Genomic DNA, 22,122 nt, shown 5'->3' with positions numbered 1-22,122 from the left:
TAACCTATGAAATTATTAAAACATTACATAATAGCCGTTTTATTGCTTCATTGTACTCTAGGTGTTGCTCAGCAATTGCCGCAATTCACACAGTACATGTACAATACCATTTCTATAAATCCGGCGTATGCTGGAAGTCGTGAAGCTCTTAGTATTGTTGGGTTGCATAGGAGTCAGTGGGTTGGTTTTAAAGACGGCCCTATTACTCAAACATTATCTATAAATACCCCGCTACGAAATGATCGAATCGGTTTAGGACTGTCGTTTATTGAAGACGATTTAGGCCCGACGAATTTCACTTATGTTTACGGTGATTTCTCTTACGCCATTCCAACTGGTAAAAATGGACGTTTAGCTTTTGGGGTTAAGGCAGGATTTACACATTTTAGTTTCGATTCAGATTTTCGTTTGGATGAGGATAATAAATTTGATCCACAAATCTATGGAACCGAAGACCGATGGTCTCCCAATATCGGTGCAGGAATTTATTGGAGTACAGACCGTTTGTATTTTGGTTTATCGGCTCCTAGGCTTTTAAACACCGATATCCACAAAAAAAATGGATTTGAAGCACTTGAAAATATCAGTTATTATTTAACTGGAGGTGTCGTCGTAGATTTGAGCAATAAATTCAAATTTAAGCCAGCCTTTTTAGTTAAAGCTGTTAGTGGTGCTCCACTATCGTACGATATTACCGCGAACTTTTTGTACAACGAAAAATTTTGGCTTGGAGCTTCTTATAGAATCAATGAAGTAACGGCTGCCATTGGTGGTATTGCTGATTTCCAAATATCAAAACAACTCCGTATAGGTTATGCCTATGAAAAGCCCATTTCTGATATCGCTAGATACACTACAGGTACTCATGAACTTTTACTCATGTATGAATTTAAATTCATAAAAACAGAACTAAAATCTCCTCGTTATTTCTAATCCGATTATTTATGAAAAATAAAAGCTACATTTTCCTTTATATCACGCTACTCATCAGTTTTTCTGTATTCTCGCAGCAAGGAAAACAAAATAAAGCTGATACCTTGTTTAATAAATTTTCATTTGTAAAGGCTTCGAAACTTTATCAGGAACTTATTCAAAATAACTATAATAGAGATTATGCTACTCGTAAAATTGCCGATTGCTACGCACTGTTAAGAGATCCAAGAAATGCCAACAGGTATTATAAAAGCGTGGTTAAACAAGATGATGTTCCTGTAGAGTATTACTACAAATATGCGCAGTCTCTTCGAGGTATGAAAAAATATAAAGAATCTGAAATTTGGCTACAACGCTACATCGATTCTGGTGGTGTACCAGGTGACAACGATTTTACTAAAAACGTAAACTTTATAAGTAGTGTATTTGGAGCAAAACAACAGTATTTTCTAGATAAAGTAAGGTTTAATTCTAAATACAGTGACTTTGGAGCATTTGAACACCAAGGGCAAGTTTACTTTGCCTCCTCTAGAGATCAAGGGGTACTAACAAAACGTGTTTACGGATGGAATGAGCAACCCTTTCTAGATGTTTATGTCGCTAAAGCAGGTACGCGTAGAAATGTGGATCATGGCGCTAAAGTTCCTGGAGATGTTAATTCGGTATATCATGACGGTCCCGTAACCATTACTAAAGATGGGAAAACCATGTACTTTTCTAGAAATAATTTTGCAAAAGGTGTTGAACGAAAGGATGCTAAAGGAATCACAAATATGAAAATATATAGAGCGCACCTCGTGGATGGGCAATGGACAAACCTTGAGGACTTAGAAATAAATAGCGATGATTTTTCAACGCAACATGCGGCCTTAAATAGCGATGATACTAAATTGTATTTTGCATCTGATAGACCAGGAACCTACGGAGGATCTGATATTTGGGTCGCTAATATCAATCCTGATGGTTCTATAACCGATGTACAAAATATGGGTAAAATCGTAAACACAGAAAAATCAGAAGGTTTCCCTTTTATTAACAACGAAGGCATTTTGTTCTTCTCCTCGGATGGCCATGTGGGACTAGGTTTGATGGATATTTTTGCAACATTAAATGATGATGAAAATGATAGTATTATCGACATTATAAACTTAGGAATTCCTGTTAATTCTAGTACCGATGATTTTGCCTTTACCATGAATCCTAATGGTATTACAGGCTATTTTGCTTCAAACCGTCGTGGCGGAAGAGGTAGCGATGATATTTATGCCTATCACCGTGAACCAGTACTACACGTTGAAGGCGAAGTTATTGATGCCATAAATATGAATCCTATTGAAGGTGCAAAAATCACCTTATACGATGCCAATGATAAAGAAATCGCCTATATGCTAACGGATGAAAATGGCTATTACCAAATAAATATCGACCGCAATAAAGACTATAAAATTGTGGCTACTCAAGATAAATATATAGAAGATTACAGGAAGTTTACTTCAAAAAATATTCAAACAGAATTGATTACCGTTCACACTAACTTGCTTTTAAATCCGAAACACGATGTGGTTAAGCTCGCTGAATTGGAAACCATATATTTCGATTTTGACAAATATGAAATCCGTAAAGACGCTGCAATAGAATTAGATAAAATTGTAAACCTCATGCTAAATGACTATCCTGAAATGGTTATTAGAATTGAATCCTATACCGATGCTCGAGGTTCCTTAAGTTATAATGAAAAACTATCTATTGATAGAGCCAATGCCACTTACGATTATTTAGTTTCCCATGGCATTGATTCCAGTAGAATTGTGGCTCATGATGGTTTGGGTGAAGGCCAATTGACCAATGGCTGCGAAAATGATACCGACTGTGAAGAAAAAGAGCATCAACTCAACCGTAGAACCCAATTTATTGTGGTTAAAATGGAATAAACAGTTAAAATAAGTTTTAATCTGTTTTGGCGGTGAATTTTGTATCTTCATCATAAAGACTTAAAAAACAAAATATTAAAACAGAACCTGTGTTGAGTTGTTTTTAATTATAGGTTGTACCACATTAAAATCAATCGTTATGAAAACTACAAAAGTTGCCTTACTAATCATGTTTTTATTCATTCAAGTTTATGGACAAAAACCAAGAGCCCGAGATCTAGGCGTTCCCTTTTATGGAAAAACTGGCGAATTGAATGCAATAACTGATGTTAAAGGTGTTGAAGTTGGTTATTCTACTATAATCTCCGGAGAAGGTGAAAATATAATTGGAAAAGGTCCTGTAAGAACTGGTGTAACAGCAATTTTTCCTCGAGGAAAAGCAAATAAATTTAGTCCAGTTTTCGCAAATTGGTACAGTCTAAATGGAAATGGAGAAATGACTGGAACAACATGGATTACAGAATCTGGATTTCTTGAAACTCCAATCATGATTACAAACACGAATAGCGTCGGAGTTGTTCGAGATGCTGTTTTAAAATGGTATGTTGATACAGACTGGTATAAAGGAGAAGATTGGTGGTATACTTATCCTGTTGTTGCTGAAACATATGACGGCTTTTTAAATGATATTTATGGTTTCCATGTTAAAGAAAAGCATGTTTTAGAAGCCATCAATAAGGCTTCTACGGGTAAAATTCAAGAGGGAAATGTAGGTGGTGGCACAGGAATGATGTGTTTAGGTTTCAAAGGAGGAACTGGTACAGCTTCTCGACAATTCAAAATTGCAGAATCGACTTATACTATTGGCGTATTAGTTCAAGCTAATTTTGGAGCTAAATTCAATTTAACAATTGCAGGTGTTCCTGTTGGCCGTGAGTTGATGGACACCTTAAATTACGAAATGAAAAAACCACCAAAATCCAACAGACAAGAAGGCGATGGTTCAATCATTGTGGTCGTGGCTACAGATGCACCACTACTCCCTCACCAACTTAAACGAATAGCGCAAAGAGTACCTATCGGTATTGGAAATGTTGGAGGCCGAGGATCAAATGGTTCTGGCGATATCTTCATTGCTTTTTCCACAGCTAATGAAAATGCTTTTAATAGAAAAGAAAAAGTAAGTATAGAGAGTTTGCCAAATGATCAAATGAATTGGTTTTTTCAAAGTACTGTACAAGCTGTTGAGGAAGCTATAATAAATGCCATGATTGCAGCAGACGATATGAAAGGAATCAATGACAACAAAGCCTATGCAATTCCTCACGACTTGCTCATTAAAACCCTAAAAAAATATAACCGGATAAAGGAATAACCAACTACAATAATTACTCATTAAAGATTATTTTTAGATGGATTATTTTTCAAAATACCATTTAATTTTCCGTAGATCCTGAAATAGTATTCATAGCGATAGTTTCATTATTTTTCAATCTATAATCTCTTTTATTATTTGAGCTTAAGTCTATAAATAATTCTGAATGATTGGTTTTAGTATAATCATTATAAAATGAAGCATTTTTATGCCAATTTTCTAAGGTAATATCGTCTTCCTTCAAATTTAATGAAATAGCCCTTTTACATATGTTAAAACATATATTTCTTAACTGTATTTTAGACAAATCAGTATCATTAATTTTGATGTTTTCGCTAAGTAATATGGCTTTATTAAAACCAGAAACAACACTACTTTCAAGGCTAAAGTTAGTACCTTTTCCAATAAATATAGATTCCTTTATTAAACCCACTTTAACATCAGAATCTATGTCTTCTGAATCTGTTAAAAGCGTCATGTTTTTTGCTGTTACCATGGTTTCTTTTTCAGTGTCAACAACTTTACTAGAATTAGTATGCGATAAAACGTTCATGCATCGAGATCCACTTAATGATAAATAAGGTGAACGGACAGCCAGCGAATTGTTTATGTTACAAACGGCACCATATCTAAAATCATAATCATTCCCTTTAGGTTTGTTTGAAACCATTTGATTCATTTGAATTTCCCCTCCAATAACGCCAAACGAATGACCAGATGAATAACTTACCATAACATGATTTACTGTTGTACTAGCTCCTACGGCTGCGAATAATAATCCATTTGAAATAACACCTTTGCTAGTAGTAGCTCCAGCGTATTCTATTCTAACATAGGATATAAATCCGGAATTACTTTTTAAGTTTTCTCCACCAAATTTGGTGTATTCATAATTTGTAGGTTCTATGCTTCCAAATAATGAAGCTACATGGCTTTTTCCTAATTTATTGGTATACCCATCACCAAGGATGATAATGCCTCCCCAGTCACCCGCTTTTTTCCTTGAAGCATTTGATGTAAAAACAATAGGATCTAATGAAGTTCCTTCAGCTATTATAGCTGCACCGGGAGTTATGGTTAGTGTAGCTTTAGTTTTTGAGTCTCCCATAATCACTGTTCCTGGTTCAATACCTAGAATAGCGTTATTGGTAACAAAAACATTACCCTTCAGTAAATAAGTGTGTTTTTTATACAAAATGATATCTTCGGAGATAATTCCGGATAAAACCTTAACGTTTTCGTCGTAATTAATTTTATTGGGCATAAATTCTGTCCAAGAACTTAACCAATTATTAGCCCCTATGATGCCTTTTTCTTGTTGAGCATTAAGACTACCAGAAATGATTATGAGCAAGTAAAGTATTGATGAGTGATTTTTCATAATAAAATTGTTTTTATTTAAAAGAAACTTATTAATCAGTCTATTAGAACTAATTAACTTTTAACAGAAAAGTGGTCCAAAAACTTATGATCAACCAAATACATATCATTAGTCATTTTATTTTGAATTAACAATTTTACTTTTTTAGAGAGTAATTTTTTTCGCGAGATGCCTAACTTGTAAATCGTATTTTTTGATACTAACTGGTTTTTCGAAAACCCATTAGTTGACATTTTTAAAACATAGTAACTATTTACAAGTACAAAATCACCTGTTATATTTTCTGGAGGTACTATTTTATCCTGTAATATGAAACCCTTTTCTAGTTTCGAGTTAGTATTCGTATTAAATTTATTCGTGTTAGATATTTTCTTTCTTAAATCAATAGTAGAAGTATATTCTGGTGTTTCTGGCAGTTTATATTTGTCCTCCAACCTTGATAAAACACTATTTAAATGAGAAGTCAAATCGTTCAAATTTAATCTAAGAAGTAAGAAACCAGCCTTCATTTCTTTGTTAATCTGATTATCTGAATACAGAAGTTCTTTAATATGATGCTTAGTTGCAAGAATTTGGGCTTCCTTCAAAAGCATTACTTTTTTACCAAAAGATTCGGTAGAACTATTAAATGCTATGATTTTATTTTTAATGATAGATATGGTATCATATCTACTAAAAGCCTTATTATAAGCTGTATTTATTGAAATACTATCGGCTAGTAATTGGTCCAATTTACCTTTCAATTTGACGTATTGAGGATTTAAGGAAGCTTCATTTTTTGTATAAGTAACAGAATAAATTTCAGAAACGGCTTGCCCTCTTAATGTTTGTATTCTTGTATTCAGCCTGTTAAACGAATAATCTTTTTCTTGAGGATGTAAACTGTAAATTGAGAGAAATGCCAGAATTGACAATAAATACAAAATCTTCATAATTAATAAATTAAGTTCGAAAAAATGAGGGAATACTCAAATGTAAAGACGAACCTTTTATAATTTCAAAAAAATCGTTTAAGTGCCCATTTCGCTGGTCTTAACAACGGACAGTTAAAATTCTTGTAGAAATACTACATAGTAAGTGCGAAATAACTTATATGAAATAAGTTTGATATAAAATTTTAAAGAGAATAGAATGAATCAACTATAATGCACAAAGAAAAAGTGCCGTACTTACCTTGTTTTAAAAGTCGATTAATTATGGAATAATCAACAACAATCCGATTAAATAAGCGTAATGTTTGCCAATTATAATGGATTATAGTGAAAAAACTAAAATGATTTACAACCTAAAGAATAATCAAAAAAAGAGATATTTATAAATTCTATATTAGAATTTATGGGGACAGTCTATCAATCTGCCAATCGTAATTATCCTGTAATTTATAACGGATGCGATCGTGTAAACGGTTTGGGCGTCCTTGCCAAAATTCAATTTCTACAGGTCTAACCAAGTAGCCGCCCCAATGTTTTGGTCTTATAACTTCCTTACCTTCCAATTCAAGTTCTAAAGCTTTGAGTTTATTTTCTAGAACTTGCCTATTTTCAACAACCTCACTTTGGTTAGATACCAAGGCTCCTATTTGACTGCCACGTGGACGAGACTCAAAATAGCCATCGCTTAAATTTTCAGCAATTTTCTCAGCCTTACCTTTAATAATCACCTGACGTTCTGCGCCATGCCAGAAAAAAGACAAGCATACATTAGGATTCTTTGCTATGGCTTTCCCTTTTTCACTATTATAATTGGTGTAAAAAATGAATCCTTCATAGGTGTATTTTTTTAATAGCACCACCCTATTTTTTGGGTAGCCATCCAAGCCGATAGTCGACACTGTCATAGCATTGGTTTCATCTTCAATAAAAAAAGCATCGACCTCATGAAACCATTTTTGAAACAATTCCAATGGGTTCTCAGGCACTTCTGTCAATAATAGCGCGCCTTTTTCGTATGACTTACGATATTTACTTAAATCCTTTTCCATAAGTTACAAAATAACAAAAAATTATACTTTTTTAACACAAATATCGAAGTAAACAATTTAAATTTGCAGCTTCTAAGAAACCATAATGAAATTTGAAAATTCCCCTCTAAGTAAAATATATAGTTATAATAAAGTTGAATTGCCTTTTGGTGATTTTTTTCTCTGTAAAGATATAGTTATTTCAGAAATTCACGAAGGCGTACATTATGATAAATATAAAATTGAAGCACTTGCTGAAGTCCTTATTTCTCACTATGGCAGTGAGTGTAAAATTTCCGTAATTTCTAACCGAGTAAATTCTTATTCTATAGATCTCCAAGAATGGTCTCGAACAGTTAATAATGCAAAACAAATTATCAAAGTAGCAGTTGTATCTTATACTTTTGCTACAGAGTTAAGCTTTAAATTAGAAAAGCATTTTTCAGTTCAAAATATAGAAACTTTTAAAACCTTAGAAGAATCAATCTCTTGGGTTAGTGAAAAAAAAGTCATAATCTAAAACTCAAAGGTTTTTCCGTCTCTGGCTAGCTGCACATTATTAAAGACTTCCTTAGCTTCTTTTTTAAACACCTGAATATTGTCATAGCGAGTCGAATAATGTCCTAAAATTAAGGTGCCTACATGGGCTTGCTTTGCTATTTGGGCTGCTTGTTTTGCTGTGGAATGCTTTGTTTTTGTCGCTAAGTTTTCATGTTGATCTAAAAATGTAGATTCATGATACAACACATCGGTATCTTTTATAATGGGAACAATATCCTCCTTATACATGGTATCGCTACAAAAAGCATAACTTAAAGGTTTAGGTCCAGGTGTGGTTACTTTTTTATGGTCTATTAATACACCGTCTTCATTTTCTACATCGAATCCCTGAACCAATTTTCTGTAGTAAGCCACATTGATGTTGGCTTCTTCAGCAGCATAAACATCTAACTTCCTATCCCCTTCTTTTTCCTTAAAGAGATAGCCATTAGTATAAATTCTATGATTTAAAGGGATGGTATGAACTTCTACTTTATCATCTTCAAAAATTAATTCAGATTCATTCGAAGTTAATTCATGAAAATACAAGTTGTAATTGGTCCATGAATCGGCAAGTTTTAATTGAAGCGTTACAATTTCTTTAATGCCTTTAGGTCCATAAACATGCAAATCAGTTTCTCGAGTTAACAATCTGAAGGTAGAAATTAGCCCCACTAAGCCAAAAAAGTGATCGCCATGCAAATGAGAAATAAAAATATGCTTGATGCGATTAAATTTCACCTTATGTTTTCGCAACTGAACTTGTGTGCCTTCGCCACAATCGATAAGAAACATGTGATTGTTTATTTCTAATACTTGCGACGTGGTGTTATTTAAAGTTCTTGGCGTTGCACTATAACAGCCTAATATTGATAATTTCATAATGGTATTTCTGGTAGCGTTGCATGTTGAGTTGTTTAAGTAAAGTTTACACAACAAACAACTTTACGATCTATGGAACTTGACTAAAAACCTAAATCACGTTCCATATCTTCCATTTCAATAAAATCGTAGGCTTCTTCAATAGTTGGAACAACTGAAATTTCTTCAGGAACCAAGTCTAAATCAATTTTATTGGTAACAATCACAAACGATTGTTTTGCGGCCTTATGCGTTTTTGAAAGTTCCAAGAATTCAACGATATCTGCTTTGGTAAAACTTCCTAAAGTATTTAAAGCCACAATAATATTATTGTTTTTAAATTTAGGATATAAAGCCTGTATTTTTTTAACGAGTTCTATAACAGTAACTTTTTCTTGTGTAATTATAGAAGTATTTCCGTTTTGGTCTAAAATCATAATTTACTGTTTTATTTTTGATGCTAATAAATATATCACGGCCATTCTAACAGCCACGCCATTTTCAACTTGATCTAAAATAATGGACTGCTGCGAATCGGCAACATCACTAGTTATTTCTACACCTCTATTTATAGGACCTGGATGCATAACTGTAATCTCTTTATCTAACGAATCTAATAAATCTTTAGAAACACCAAACTGCTGTGTATACTCTCTTGTAGAAGGAAAATAACTAATATCCATGCGCTCATTTTGCACACGAAGCATGTTTGCTACATCACACCAATTCAAGGCTTTACGTAAATTAGTTTCAACCTTTACTCCAAGCTTATCTATATACTTTGGAATGAGTGTTTTTGGTCCGCAAACCATCACTTCAGCACCTTGTAATTGCAGGGCAAATATATTAGAGAGCGCTACTCTACTGTGTAAAATATCACCAACAATAACCACCTTTTTGCCCTTAACCTCTCCTAGCTTTTCTCTTATGGAATATGAATCAAGAAGGGCTTGTGTAGGATGTTCATGAGCACCATCGCCAGCATTAACAATACTTGCATTGACGTGTTTAGATAGAAACACACCAGCACCTGGATTTGGGTGGCGCATTACTACCATATCCACTTTCATGGATAAAATATTGTTTACTGTATCAATTAAGGTTTCACCCTTTTTTACAGACGATTGTCCGGAAGAAAAATTAATAACATCGGCAGATAACCGTTTTTCGGCAAGTTCAAAAGATAATTTTGTACGCGTTGAATTTTCAAAAAACAGATTGGCAATAGTAATATCTCTAAGCGAAGGGACCTTTTTAATAGGTCTATTAATCACTTCTTTAAAATGATCGGCTGTTTCAAAAATTAGTTGAATATCTTGTCGGTTAAGATATTTAATTCCCAATAAGTGGTTTACACTTAATTCGCTCATTATACAAGGTAAAAGTTAAAAATTAGAGCTTAAAAATCATTTAGATATGCCTTTTAAAACTCGAACTTTAGTTATTTATTTTATTTTTCAATCAAGTAAACCGTATCGGCGTCGGCATCATCATGCTCTTTCCAGTTTACTTTTACTTTTTCATTATTTATCACATCTACTTGTCTGCCACGGTAATCAGGCTGAATAGGTAAATGTCTGCTAAATCGTCTATCTATAAGCGTTAACAGTTCAATTTCGTTAGGTCTACCAAAAGATTGAATGGCTGTTAGAGCAGCTCTAATACTTCTTCCAGTATAAAGTACATCATCAATAAAAACGATATTTTTATCTTCAACCAAGAAATTAATTTTCGTGCTATTGGCTTCTAAAGGCTTCTCACCTCTTCTAAAATCATCTCTAAAAAACGTGATATCCAAATGCCCGAGTTGTATATTTTTAACCTTATAATCTTCTGATAAAATTTTGGCAAGTCGGTCTGCTAAAAACACGCCACGAGGTTGTAAACCTATAAGCACCGTATTCGAAAAATCGTTGTGTTTTTCAATAAGTTGACAAGCCAATCGGTGAAGAATGATGTTTACCTCTTTCTCGTTAAGTAAAACTTTCTGACTCATATATTATCCAAAACGTAAGTTGGAGAACAAAGGTAATGCAAAATATTAGAAGTTGAAACCAATAACACTAAACTTTATTAGGGCGTATCCTTCCCTATTTCCATGGAAAGGTCTTGCTAGAGTTTATCTTGAGCGGAGCCGAAAGGCTATATCTTTTTTCTCCTACCTCAAAAAAGGATGCCGCTTCTATCCTTTACATGATAAACCCAAGTTGTCTTTTAGAAGGAGGTACGACTGAAGTATCTATTTTTTAGAAAATTGCTGAGTTTCATAACAACGAAGTTACAGAGGTCTTGCTGATATTGGTAGTGTGTGGAAGTTTATGTCTTTGATTTTTACTAAAATGTTCTCGACTTCGCTCTAACACCTATACCTATAATCATAATAAACAAAAAAAAGCCTCTCGAATACACGAGAGGCTTTAAGTTTTAAATGAATGAGAATCCTGTTTACACAGGAACTAATTAGTTTTTCCCGTCCATTTTATCTTTAAGCGCTTGTAAAGCGTCGTTAGCATCACCTAAAGTTGGTTTTGCTTCAGCAGCAGCACTAGCAGCTTTCTTAACAGCAGCTTTTACGTTAGCAACTTCTTCAGCTTTAAAAATAGCAGTATGAGAAGCTACAACACGTTTAAACTCTTTGTTAAATTCAATTATTTTAAATTCTGCAGACTCACCTTTCTTAAGTTTGCTTCCATCTTCTTTCTCTAAGTGACGAGAAGGTACAAATGCAACGATATCTTCGTTAAATTCGATAGTAGCTCCTTTATCAACGATTTCAGAGATTTCAGCAGTATGAGTAGTTCCTAAAGCGAATTCAGTTTCATACTTATCCCAAGGGTTAGCAGTAGTTTGTTTGTGACCTAATGATAATTTACGTCCTTCAACATCTAATTCTAATACAACAACATCTAATTTATCTCCTACAGCGCAGAATTCAGATGGGTGCTTAATTTTCTTAGTCCAAGATAAATCAGAGATGTAAATTAATCCATCGATACCTTCTTCTAATTCAACAAAAACACCAAAGTTTGTAAAGTTACGTACAACACCAGTGTGTTTAGAACCTACAGGGTATTTTCCAGTAATATCAGTCCATGGATCAGCAGTTAATTGCTTGATACCAAGAGACATTTTACGATCTTCTCTATCTAAAGTTAAGATAACCGCTTCAACTTCATCTCCTACAGATACGAAATCTTGAGCAGAACGTAAGTGAGTAGACCAAGACATTTCAGAAACGTGAATTAATCCTTCAACACCATCAGCAACTTCGATAAATGCACCGTAATCAGCGATTACAACAACTTTACCTTTTACTTTATCACCAACTTTTACTTCTTCAGCTAAAGCTTCCCAAGGGTGTTTAGATAATTGTTTAAGACCTAATTGGATTCTTGATTTGTTTTCATCAAAATCAAGGATAACAACGTTTAATTTTTGATCTAACTCAACAATCTCGTTAGGGTGGTTAATTCTAGACCAAGATAAATCAGTAATGTGGATTAAACCATCTACGCCACCAAGATCGATGAATACACCGTAAGAAGTAATGTTTTTAACAACACCTTCTAATACTTGACCTTTTTCTAATTGACCAATAATTTCTTTCTTTTGTTCTTCAATATCAGCTTCGATAAGCGCTTTATGAGAAACAACAACGTTTTTAAATTCGTGGTTGATTTTAACAACTTTGAATTCCATTGTTTTATTTACGTACTGATCGTAATCTCTAATTGGTTTAACGTCAATTTGAGAACCTGGTAAGAATGCTTCAATTCCGAAAACATCTACAATCATACCACCTTTAGTTCTACACTTAACGAAACCATTTACGATTTCACCAGACTCATGAGCAGCGTTTACACGATCCCATGCTTTGATTACACGTGCTTTTCTGTGTGATAATACTAATTGACCTGTAGCGTCTTCACGTACATCAATTAATACTTCTACTTTATCTCCAACCGCTAAGTTAGGGTTGTAACGAAACTCGTTTAAAGAGATAACGCCTTCAGATTTAGCGTTAATATCGATAATAGCATCACGATCTGTAATATGTACCACAGTTCCTTCTACAACTTCGTCATCTAAAGTGTCAACGAAATTTTCAGCTACTAACTTTTCAAATTCTTTTAATTGTAAATCGTCAACTTCATCAATACCTTCTTGGTAGTTGTGCCAGTTAAACTCTTTTAAGAATTTTTCAGGGTTTGCTTTAGCTTCAGATACTACTGGAGCTTCTACAGTTTTTGCTTCAGTTGCCTCAACTTCAGCTTGTTTTGCGTTTTCCGCCATTTTGTTAATTGATAATGTATCTTAGTTTTTTTAACCTTAATACATTATGTTTTGTATTCTGTATGCTTTGGAAGATTTAAGCGATTAACACACAGAAGTGTTATATAAAATTGAGTTCATTCCTTTTATCTTTCCAATAATCCGCTAAAAGGAGTGCAAAAATACATAATAATGATGTAATTACCTAAAAATGAATACATAAATTTAAAACCCTGACATTGAAGCTGTTTAGAGTGTAAATGTGTGAAATTTCATTTTAGTTTTCATAACAATAAAAGTGACAATCAGCTTAGTAAAAATGAAATAAGATATTTGATAGTCAAAAGTTTGTCATAATATAGTATGTCCGGTCCTTTTAAATTCAAATTATCCTTTAATTTCTCAAGTTATGGTATTACTTTTAACTAATAATTTTCATACCTTGTTAAGGTTGAAATAATCAATAACAATTTATTTAATCCATTATGACTGCAAAAGAAAAATATCAACCCGTACTAGACTTAGGAGAATCATTAAACATTAAAAACGGCGAAGTAAGAGAAGATGAAGGCGTTTTAAAAGTTAAAGGAGAAGCTAAAACCCAATATGAAAAAAATATCCTTTGGGATAAAATTAAAGAAATTGGTGGCGAAAACCCTGCTGATATTAAAGCTAATATTACTGTTGCCGATACTAGTGTTTTCCACAGACATGTGGTTAAAAGTGGTGAAACCCTTGGTAAAATTGCTGTTCAGTATTACGGAAAAGCATCAAAATATCAAGATATATTTAAAGCAAACTCTGATATTTTAAAGAATCCTGATTTAATTCATCCAGGCCAAGAGTTAATTATCCCTAATCTGTAACTTCACAAAATTACAAGCTATATAAAACGAATCTTTAAATTTTTAGAGGTTCGTTTTTTTTGTCATAGTTTGAAGGTTTGCAGAGAACACACAGCGTTATATAAGTATTGGTTTATTTCCCACTAGGTATCTCTTTGTGAAAATTGATTACAATTTAGCCTCCACTAAGGCAAGTAACTTTTGGAACTGCTCTTCTTTGGTTAATATCGAATTATCAAACTCAATAGCATCTTCAGCCTTAACAAGAGGAGAATCTGCACGTGTTGTATCTAAAAAATCACGTTCTTCTACATTTTTTAGTACCGCTTCATAAGTTACCTGATCCCCTTTTTCAATAAGTTCTTGATAACGACGTTTAGCTCTTGTTTCCGCGGAAGCTACCATAAACAATTTAAGTTCGGCATTTGGGAATACTACGGTACCAATATCACGACCATCCATTACAACACCTTTATTTTCTCCCATTTTTTGCTGCTGCTCTACTAGTTTTTTTCGAACTTCAGAAACGGAGGCTACCGTACTCACAAATTTAGACACTTCTAAGGTGCGTATGTCCTTTTCTATATTCACATCGTTTAAGTAAACTTCAGCAAAACCTAAGTCATCATTAAATTTAAAGGTAATATTGATGTTTGAAAGTTGATCCACTAAAGCCTCAACGTTGAAAGCCTCTTTAGTTATTAGTCCGTTTTGCATGGCATAATAAGCTACACTGCGATACATGGCACCTGTATCGACGTATACATAGCCTAAATGTTTTGCTAGTTGTTTAGCGACTGTACTTTTTCCGGTAGATGAAAAGCCGTCAATGGCAATGGTAATCTTGTTCATTAATTTTTTTTATGAGGTTGTAAAGTTAAGGAGTTAAATAGATATATAGTTATAATGTTAGACAGTAATATGGTTAAAAAGTTATAAGGTTATAAGGTTATAAGGTTATAAGTGAAAATTCTAAAAATCGGTTTAGGGTCAAAGTGTTTTTGAATTATTGCATACACAACTTATAACTTTAAATACTTTCAATTTTAAGTACTTCTATTATTGTAAATCAATTTGAAGTCCGAAGAAGTTAGCGTTAGCCGCACTTGTATAACTGGCATAAGTGTAACTAAAACGCATTTTATTCATTTTTATAGAAAGGCCTGCTGAGAGACCTGAAAAATTTCGCTGATCGATAATTCTCAAATCCTCTCCTCTTCTAAAATTATAACCCAAGCGCACATTAAAACCTTTATCTGGGAATAATTCTGCTCCAACAATCGTGTGTCTCACAACCTGACCTAAAAAGCTAATACTTTCTTCTGTTTCGTTACCTGCTAAATCACTACTTGTTCGTGCCGGATTTGGTCGAGCTATCGGCCATTGCTGTAAATTTTCTAAAGTGACATGCCAACGAATAGGCACGTTTTCTAATTTTTGAGAAATACCAAAACCGATTTCAAAAGGTAGTTTTTCATGAACATCGGCATAAGTTGTAATTTGTGTTCCGAAATTTCGAACCACCAAAGCCGCATTCAATCCTAAATCTTCATCTATGTAGATTAGTCCTAAGTCGACAGCAACACCAAAAGAATTATACTGTTCTAGTTTTGAAGAAATAAATTTCAGGTTAGTTCCAAAATAGAAATCGGAATACCCTAACTGAAACGCATATCCTAAAGATAGAGATGCTTCATTCCCCGAAAAAGTTCCTGTAGAATTTCCGTCTTCATCATAACCATCAAAAGAACCATAATTTATATAGTTTACCCCAGCATGAAATGTTTGAACACGTCTGTCGTACGTATAAGCGTAAGCGGCAGATCCATAACTTATGCCTCCTAAATAACTGGTATAATTTACGGCCAACTGATTATTCATATCCACATTTATAGTTGCTGGATTAAATAAGGGTTGGGTAACATCGTAGTCTACATTTGTAAAGACCTTGCCTCCTAAAGCAGCTTGACGAGGAGAAGAAATTAAATTTAAAAATTGATACGTATGCTCTCCTCCAACTTGTGCTGAAGCGAAAGTACCCATGAGTAAGCAAAAAGAGAGAATAGTTTTTTTCACCATATTTACGACACAAAGTAAGTAAATCTATCTTAAAACGATAGCATGTATCTTTTATTTTAAATCAAAAAAAAAACCTCGAAATATATCGAGGCTTTTTAAATTATCAAATTTTATGCAGTAGCACTATAGTTTTTTCGCGTTTTTCACCTTTTGGTTAGTCACCGCTATTTTAACAACATCACTCATATCTGTTACATAGTGAAAAGTTAAACCTTTTAAATATTCTGGTTTTATCTCCTCAATATCACGTCTATTATCCTCACACAATAAAATTTCCTTTATCCTGGCGCGTTTGGCTGCTAAAATCTTTTCCTTAATACCTCCTACGGGCAATACTTTACCACGAAGTGTAATCTCCCCTGTCATGGCTAAATTATTCTTCACTTTCTTTTGTGTAAATAAAGACACTAAAGAGGTTAACATCGTAACACCAGCACTAGGTCCGTCTTTTGGAGTAGCTCCTTCAGGTACGTGAATGTGTACATTATATTTATCAAAAACAGAAGCGTCTATTCCGAAAGCATCGGCATTCGATTTGATATATTCCATGGCAATGGTAGCCGACTCTTTCATGACCTTACCTAAATTCCCTGTAATGGTCAAACTACCTTTTCCTTTAGATAAAATAGACTCAATAAATAAAATATCACCACCAACACGTGTCCAAGCTAAACCTGTAACAACACCAGCAACGTTATTGTTTTCGTATTTATCGCGTTCTAATTTAGGTCCGCCAAGCACTTCAATAATATCTTCGTTAGTCACTTTAATATTATAATCTTCTTCCATGGCAATGTTTTTGGCTGCATAACGCACCATTTTTGCCACTTGTTTTTCTAAGCCACGAACACCAGATTCACGTGTATAACCTTCAACAATTTTCTCTAATTGTGGTTTTCCGATTTTTAAATCCTTATCACTTAAACCATGTTCTTTTAATTGTTTTGGAAGTAAATGTCGTTTGGCTATTTCTACCTTTTCTTCAATGGTATAGCCTGTTACATTGATAATCTCCATACGGTCTAATAAAGCCGGCTGAATGGTAGACAAACTATTAGAAGTGGCTATAAACATCACTTTAGATAGGTCGTAACCCATTTCTAAGAAATTATCATGAAACTCACTGTTTTGTTCAGGATCTAAAACTTCTAATAATGCAGAAGAAGGATCACCTTGGTGAGAATTTGATAGTTTATCAATTTCATCTAAAACAAACACAGGATTTGAGGTTCCTGCCTTTTTCAAACTCTGAATTATACGCCCTGGCATCGCACCAATATAGGTTTTTCGATGTCCGCGAATTTCTGCTTCATCACGTAAACCACCTAATGAAATACGAACATACTCACGCCCCAAAGCTTCGGCAACAGATTTTCCTAATGAGGTTTTCCCAACACCTGGAGGTCCGTATAGACAAAGGATTGGTGATTTCATATCATTACGCAACTTTAAAACGGCAAGATATTCTATGATACGTCGTTTCACATCTTCTAATCCGAAGTGATCACGATCTAGAACTTTCATAGCACGTTTTAAGTCAAATTTATCTTCTGAAAACTCATTCCAAGGCAATTCTAAAAACAGCTCCAAGTAATTTCGTTGAATAGAATATTCGGCAACTTGCGGATTCATACGTTGCATTTTTGCAATCTCCTTCTCGAAATGCTTCGCTACTTTTTCATCCCACAGCTTATCTTTAGCTTTGGCTTTCATTTCTTCTATTTCCTGATCGTGACTCACACCGCCCAATTCTTCTTGGATGGTTTTCATTTGTTGATGCAAGAAATATTCACGTTGCTGTTGACTCATATCCATCTGAACCTTAGACTGAATATCATTCTTAAGTTCAAGTTTCTGGAATTCAACGTTCATATATTTTAAGGTCGCAAGTGCACGCTTTTTCAACTCATTGATTTCTAAAAGCTCTTGTTTTTCAGCTACTGAAAGATTCATGTTAGAAGACACAAAATTCACTAAAAAGGAATTGCTCTCGATGTTTTTGATGGCAAAAGACGCTTCACTAGGAATATTTGGGTTTTCCTTAATAATATCTAAGGCTAAGTCTTTAATAGAGTCAATAATAGCAGTGAACTCCTTATTTTTTAAAGCCGGTTTGGCTTCAGGAATATCTCTAATCGTAGCCGTCATGTAAGGCTCTTCCGTAAGCACCTCGGCCACTTTAAAACGTTTTTTACCTTGAATGATTACGGTAACATTACCATCAGGCATTTTTAAAACACGTAAAATCTTAGCAACCGTTCCTGTTTCATGAATTTCTTTAGCCGAAGGATCCTCAATCGATTCGTCTTTCTGAGCTACTACTCCAATAACTTTTCCGCCTTTATTAGCATCATTTATCAGTTTAATAGACTTGTCACGTCCGGCTGTGATAGGAATAACCACCCCAGGAAACAATACGGTATTTCGTAAAGACAAAATGGGTAAAGTTTCTGGTAACTCTTCATTATTAATCGCTTCCTCATCTTCAGGGGTCATTAACGGGATTAATTCTGCATTTTCATCAAACTCCTGTAATGACAAACTGTCAAGAGTTATAAAATTAGATTTCTTCATATATTATTTTAGGTCAATCTGTCATTAAAGACCAAATCAACCATTTTTTTGATTCTTAAATAAAATATTTATTTTATTGAATATCAGTAATTTACTAAATGATAATGATATTCGGTAGTAGTATAAATTCAATACTTATGCCATAATAGTAAAGCTAAAAAGATCTCAAATGATTCATGAGCCCAAAATCATTTAAAAGTAAAAAGTCTTACAACTTCCCTGTTCTTTTCAAAATGTACAATAAAACAATAGGTAAAGCCAACAAGGCAATCATTAATAGATTGGTTTGAAAAAGCCAAGGCGCTAAAAGTAATGTGATTAAATAGCCACCAACAGCACCTCCAAAGTGCGCATCATGGCCGATATTTCCAATGCTGTTTTTCATACCATAAATAGAATATAGTAAATAGCCTATTCCGAAAAGATATGCGGGAATAGCAATTGGAATAAAGAAAAACATGAGTTTCATACCTGGTTGTAACAAAATTGCTGAATATATAATTCCTGAAACCGCACCACTTGCCCCTACGGCGCTGTATTGAAATTCATTTTTATGAAAGTAATAAGACAATAAATTTCCTAGAAGCAAGCTTCCTATATAAATGACAATAAATGGAAACGCTCCTAAATTATTAATAACCACATCAGCAAAGAAATACAAGGACAGCATATTAAAAATCAAATGCTGTGTGTCGGCATGTAAAAATCCAGCACTAAACATTCTAATTTTTTCCCCTTTTTGAATAGCCCCAATATGGAATTTATATTTTTCGAAAAAATTAAAATCACCAAATCCCTTATAGGATATAATAGCATTGGCTACAATGATGATAATAGTGACTAAGCTTAAATTGTCCATAAAGGATTTAAAGTTTAAATAGGATTTAACATATATTTGCTATTGCAAATCTAAAATTAATTAATGCATTTACTAGCTTATATTATTGTTTATCCTTTATTGTGGATAATTTCTATTCAACCATTTAGGATACTGTATTTTATATCGGATATGGTATTTGTTTTAGTTTACCATATTATTGGGTACCGCAAAAAAGTCGTTACAGAGAACTTAAAGTTGGTATTTCCTGAAAAATCTGAAAAGGATATTCTGGCCATTCGAAAAAAATTCTACAAACATATGTGTGATATGTTTCTTGAAATGGCTAAAACCATGACTATTTCTAGAAAGGCCTTACAAAAACGTTTTATCCTTAAAAACCCTGAAGCTTTTAAAGAAATTGAAAATGGCGATAAAAGCATCTTACTTATGTTTGGACATTATGCTAGCTGGGAATGGGTTTTAGAACTTCAAAATCAAACATCGCTTCCTGGTTTTGGCGTTTACAAAAAACTTAATAATAAGTATTTTGATCGCTTAGTTCGAAATATTAGAGCCAAATACAACACCACATTAATTACGACTAAGGAAACCATAAGTACCATAACGCATAATGAAGCCAAAGGCCTTAAAAGTGTTATTGCCTTTTTAAGCGATCAATCGCCTAGACTTTCTAAAGATGTGTATTGGGCAGAATTTATGGGAATAGAAGTACCTTGTTTTACTGGTGCCGAGCGTATTGCCAAAAAATTAGACTTAACTATTGCCTTTTTAAAAGTCAACAAAGTAAAACGAGGATATTACGAATCGGAATTCATTCTTTTATCGGAAAACCCTAAAGAGTTTCCAAATTACGAGCTAACCGACATGTTTTTACGTGAAGTAGAAAAACAAATTTACCAGGCACCAGAATATTATTTCTGGACACACAAACGTTTCAAACACAGGAACAAGAAACCTATAAAATAACTGAAATAAAAAAGCTGTTTAAAAAGAAAATTATACTTCACTTTTTAAACAGCTTTTTTTAAGGTTAATAATTTTACAGAGTCTTTGCTATTTCACCTAATTCAGCAATAAACTTATCACCTAAAGTATCGGCTTCATCTTGCGATTTAGCTTCGGTATAAATTCTAATAATAGGTTCTGTATTACTTTTTCTTAAGTGCACCCAGCTTTCTGCGAAATCGATTTTAACACCATCAATAGTGGTTAGTTCTTCATTTTTATAGCGGATAGCTATTTCTTTTAAAATACCATCAACATCTAAACCAGGTGTTAATTCAATCTTCTTTTTGCCCATAAAGTAACTTGGATATGTTTTTCTAAGTTCACTCACCTTCATTTTTTTATCAGCTAGCAAGCTTAAAAATAAGGCCACCCCAACTAAAGCATCGCGACCATAATGTGAATCTGGATAAATAATACCACCATTTCCTTCTCCACCAATAACAACCTTGTTCTTTTTCATGAGGTTTACCACATTCACTTCACCTACAGCACTCGCTTCATACATACCGCCATGCTTTTCAGTAACATCACGAAGGGCTCGCGTCGAACTCATATTACTCACCGTGTTTCCAGGGGTTCTACTTAATACATAGTCGGCACAAGCTACCAAAGTGTATTCTTCGCCAAACATCTCACCATTTTCATCCATAAAGGCTAAACGATCCACATCAGGATCGACAACAATACCTAAATCGGCATTATGTTTTTTAACCGCTTCCGATAAATCGGTTAAATGTTCCTTTAAAGGCTCTGGATTATGTGGAAATTCACCATTAGGCTCGCAGTATAATTTAATTACTTCAACACCTAAACGCTCTAATAATAACGGAATCGCAATCCCTCCGGTTGAATTCACACCGTCAACAACCACTTTAAAACGCTCCGATTCAATAGCACCAACGTTTACTAAATCTAAGTCTAATACTTCTATAATATGTAAATCGATGTATGCTTTATTCTTCGTGATTTTACCAAGACTATCCACATCAGCAAAATTTATGGCATCACCTTCGGCAATTTCAAGAATTTTAGCGCCTTCAACAGCATTTAAAAACTCGCCTTTATTATTTAAAAGTTTTAAAGCATTCCATTGTTTAGGGTTATGACTTGCCGTTAGAATAATCCCTCCATCGGCAACTTCCATCGGTACAGCAACTTCCACTGTAGGTGTTGTTGAGAGTCCGACGTCAACTACGTCAATCCCTAACCCTATAAGGGTGTTCATGACTAAATTCTGGATCATCTTACCCGAAATTCGTGCATCACGACCTACAACCACTTTGTAGTGTTCTTTATTACGTTGTTGTTTTAACCAAACGCCATAAGCCGAAGCAAATTTTACAGCGTCAATGGGTGTTAAATTTTCACCAACCGCACCGCCTATAGTTCCTCTAATGCCTGAAATTGATTTTATAAGTGTCATATGTTTTTATATTGACTATGGATTAATTAATAGTGTTTATTGTTGATTTTTATGTTGTGTTCAAATAAAAAAGCCTCAGTACCCTACTACAACAAAAACTTATAGATTAGAGTACATAAACTATCTATTTCCGAAACAAATATAGTATTTCAAAATCGG

General features: G+C 33.8%; 19 protein-coding genes. 6 read left to right on the top strand and 13 right to left on the bottom strand.

Features of this window, described 5'->3' with window-relative positions; all coding sequences use genetic code 11:
* Positions 1–6: 6 nt before the first annotated feature.
* From A6I66_RS10795 to A6I66_RS10785, 3 genes are all read left to right on the top strand, one after another.
* Positions 7–933 carry a PorP/SprF family type IX secretion system membrane protein gene (locus A6I66_RS10795; protein WP_067149103.1) on the top strand — a complete coding sequence of 309 codons (927 nt, stop codon included), beginning with the start codon at positions 7–9 and terminating at the stop codon, positions 931–933.
* Positions 934–944: 11 nt separating this feature from the next.
* Positions 945–2,864 carry an OmpA family protein gene (locus tag A6I66_RS10790; RefSeq protein WP_067149100.1) on the top strand — a complete coding sequence of 640 codons (1,920 nt, stop codon included), beginning with the start codon at positions 945–947 and terminating at the stop codon, positions 2,862–2,864.
* 139 nt (positions 2,865–3,003) lie between these two features.
* Complete coding sequence (locus A6I66_RS10785) at positions 3,004–4,179, top strand: DmpA family aminopeptidase (RefSeq protein ID WP_067149098.1); 1,176 nt, start codon at positions 3,004–3,006, stop codon at positions 4,177–4,179.
* Positions 4,180–4,240: 61 nt separating this feature from the next.
* Here the strand turns inward: A6I66_RS10785 and A6I66_RS10780 are convergent, their stop codons facing one another.
* The 3 genes from A6I66_RS10780 to pdxH all read right to left on the bottom strand — a co-directional run bounded on the left by A6I66_RS10780 (position 4,241) and on the right by pdxH (position 7,541).
* Complete coding sequence (locus A6I66_RS10780) at positions 4,241–5,560, bottom strand: hypothetical protein (RefSeq protein WP_067149094.1); 1,320 nt, start codon at positions 5,558–5,560, stop codon at positions 4,241–4,243.
* A 53-nt stretch (positions 5,561–5,613) separates the two neighbouring features.
* Positions 5,614–6,492 carry a hypothetical protein gene (locus A6I66_RS10775; protein WP_067149091.1) on the bottom strand — a complete coding sequence of 293 codons (879 nt, stop codon included), beginning with the start codon at positions 6,490–6,492 and terminating at the stop codon, positions 5,614–5,616.
* Positions 6,493–6,893: 401 nt separating this feature from the next.
* Positions 6,894–7,541: a pyridoxamine 5'-phosphate oxidase gene (gene pdxH / locus A6I66_RS10770; protein ID WP_067149088.1), complete on the bottom strand. Its 648-nt coding sequence runs from the start codon at positions 7,539–7,541 to the stop codon at positions 6,894–6,896.
* Positions 7,542–7,626: 85 nt separating this feature from the next.
* On the opposite strand from pdxH, the gene A6I66_RS10765 reads away from it, so the two are divergent.
* Positions 7,627–8,040 carry a hypothetical protein gene (locus tag A6I66_RS10765; RefSeq protein WP_067149085.1) on the top strand — a complete coding sequence of 138 codons (414 nt, stop codon included), beginning with the start codon at positions 7,627–7,629 and terminating at the stop codon, positions 8,038–8,040.
* Here A6I66_RS10765 and A6I66_RS10760 read toward each other — a convergent pair.
* The 5 genes from A6I66_RS10760 to rpsA all read right to left on the bottom strand — a co-directional run bounded on the left by A6I66_RS10760 (position 8,037) and on the right by rpsA (position 13,214).
* The gene (locus A6I66_RS10760; protein ID WP_067149082.1) at positions 8,037–8,942 is read right to left on the bottom strand and encodes a ribonuclease Z; all 906 of its coding nucleotides are present in this window, start codon (positions 8,940–8,942) and stop codon (positions 8,037–8,039) included. The two genes, A6I66_RS10765 and A6I66_RS10760, sit on opposite strands and share 4 nt — an antisense overlap.
* An 83-nt stretch (positions 8,943–9,025) precedes the next feature.
* The gene (locus A6I66_RS10755) at positions 9,026–9,358 is read right to left on the bottom strand and encodes a ribonuclease Z (protein ID WP_067149079.1); all 333 of its coding nucleotides are present in this window, start codon (positions 9,356–9,358) and stop codon (positions 9,026–9,028) included.
* A gap of 3 nt (positions 9,359–9,361) precedes the next feature.
* The gene (locus A6I66_RS10750) at positions 9,362–10,291 is read right to left on the bottom strand and encodes an aspartate carbamoyltransferase catalytic subunit (RefSeq protein WP_067149077.1); all 930 of its coding nucleotides are present in this window, start codon (positions 10,289–10,291) and stop codon (positions 9,362–9,364) included.
* Positions 10,292–10,371: 80 nt separating this feature from the next.
* The gene (gene pyrR, locus A6I66_RS10745; RefSeq protein ID WP_067149074.1) at positions 10,372–10,917 is read right to left on the bottom strand and encodes a bifunctional pyr operon transcriptional regulator/uracil phosphoribosyltransferase PyrR; all 546 of its coding nucleotides are present in this window, start codon (positions 10,915–10,917) and stop codon (positions 10,372–10,374) included.
* A 464-nt stretch (positions 10,918–11,381) separates the two neighbouring features.
* The gene (gene rpsA, locus A6I66_RS10740) at positions 11,382–13,214 is read right to left on the bottom strand and encodes a 30S ribosomal protein S1 (protein WP_067149072.1); all 1,833 of its coding nucleotides are present in this window, start codon (positions 13,212–13,214) and stop codon (positions 11,382–11,384) included.
* A 464-nt stretch (positions 13,215–13,678) separates the two neighbouring features.
* On the opposite strand from rpsA, the gene A6I66_RS10735 reads away from it, so the two are divergent.
* Positions 13,679–14,059, top strand: a complete 381-nt coding sequence (locus A6I66_RS10735) for a LysM peptidoglycan-binding domain-containing protein (protein ID WP_067149070.1) — start codon at positions 13,679–13,681, stop codon at positions 14,057–14,059.
* 147 nt (positions 14,060–14,206) lie between these two features.
* Here A6I66_RS10735 and cmk read toward each other — a convergent pair whose 3' ends face one another.
* From cmk to A6I66_RS10715, 4 genes are all read right to left on the bottom strand, one after another.
* Entirely contained in the window at positions 14,207–14,890 is a 684-nt protein-coding gene (cmk, locus tag A6I66_RS10730) for a (d)CMP kinase (protein ID WP_067149068.1), read from the bottom strand.
* A gap of 207 nt (positions 14,891–15,097) precedes the next feature.
* Positions 15,098–16,117, bottom strand: coding sequence for a type IX secretion system protein PorQ (porQ, locus tag A6I66_RS10725; protein WP_067149066.1), 1,020 nt, complete (start codon positions 16,115–16,117; stop codon positions 15,098–15,100).
* 123 nt (positions 16,118–16,240) lie between these two features.
* Entirely contained in the window at positions 16,241–18,691 is a 2,451-nt protein-coding gene (lon, locus tag A6I66_RS10720) for an endopeptidase La (protein WP_067149064.1), read from the bottom strand.
* Positions 18,692–18,899: 208 nt separating this feature from the next.
* Positions 18,900–19,550: a rhomboid family intramembrane serine protease gene (locus A6I66_RS10715; protein WP_067149061.1), complete on the bottom strand. Its 651-nt coding sequence runs from the start codon at positions 19,548–19,550 to the stop codon at positions 18,900–18,902.
* 63 nt (positions 19,551–19,613) lie between these two features.
* On the opposite strand from A6I66_RS10715, the gene A6I66_RS10710 reads away from it, so the two are divergent.
* A complete protein-coding gene (locus A6I66_RS10710) occupies positions 19,614–20,498 on the top strand; it encodes a lysophospholipid acyltransferase family protein (RefSeq protein WP_067149058.1) in 885 nt (294 codons plus the stop codon).
* Between the two features lie 73 nt (positions 20,499–20,571).
* On the opposite strand, the gene glmM is transcribed toward A6I66_RS10710, so the two are convergent.
* Positions 20,572–21,963 (bottom strand): phosphoglucosamine mutase, encoded by a 1,392-nt coding sequence (gene glmM, locus A6I66_RS10705; protein WP_067149055.1) that lies wholly within the window; start codon positions 21,961–21,963, stop codon positions 20,572–20,574.
* Positions 21,964–22,122 lie beyond the last annotated feature (159 nt).

This window comes from Pseudotamlana agarivorans (genome assembly GCF_001642835.1).
Taxonomy (GTDB): Bacteria; Bacteroidota; Bacteroidia; order Flavobacteriales; family Flavobacteriaceae; genus Pseudotamlana; species Pseudotamlana agarivorans.
Note: the sequence above shows the minus strand (reverse complement) of the source record. Positions and strands in the feature narration are given on the sequence as shown.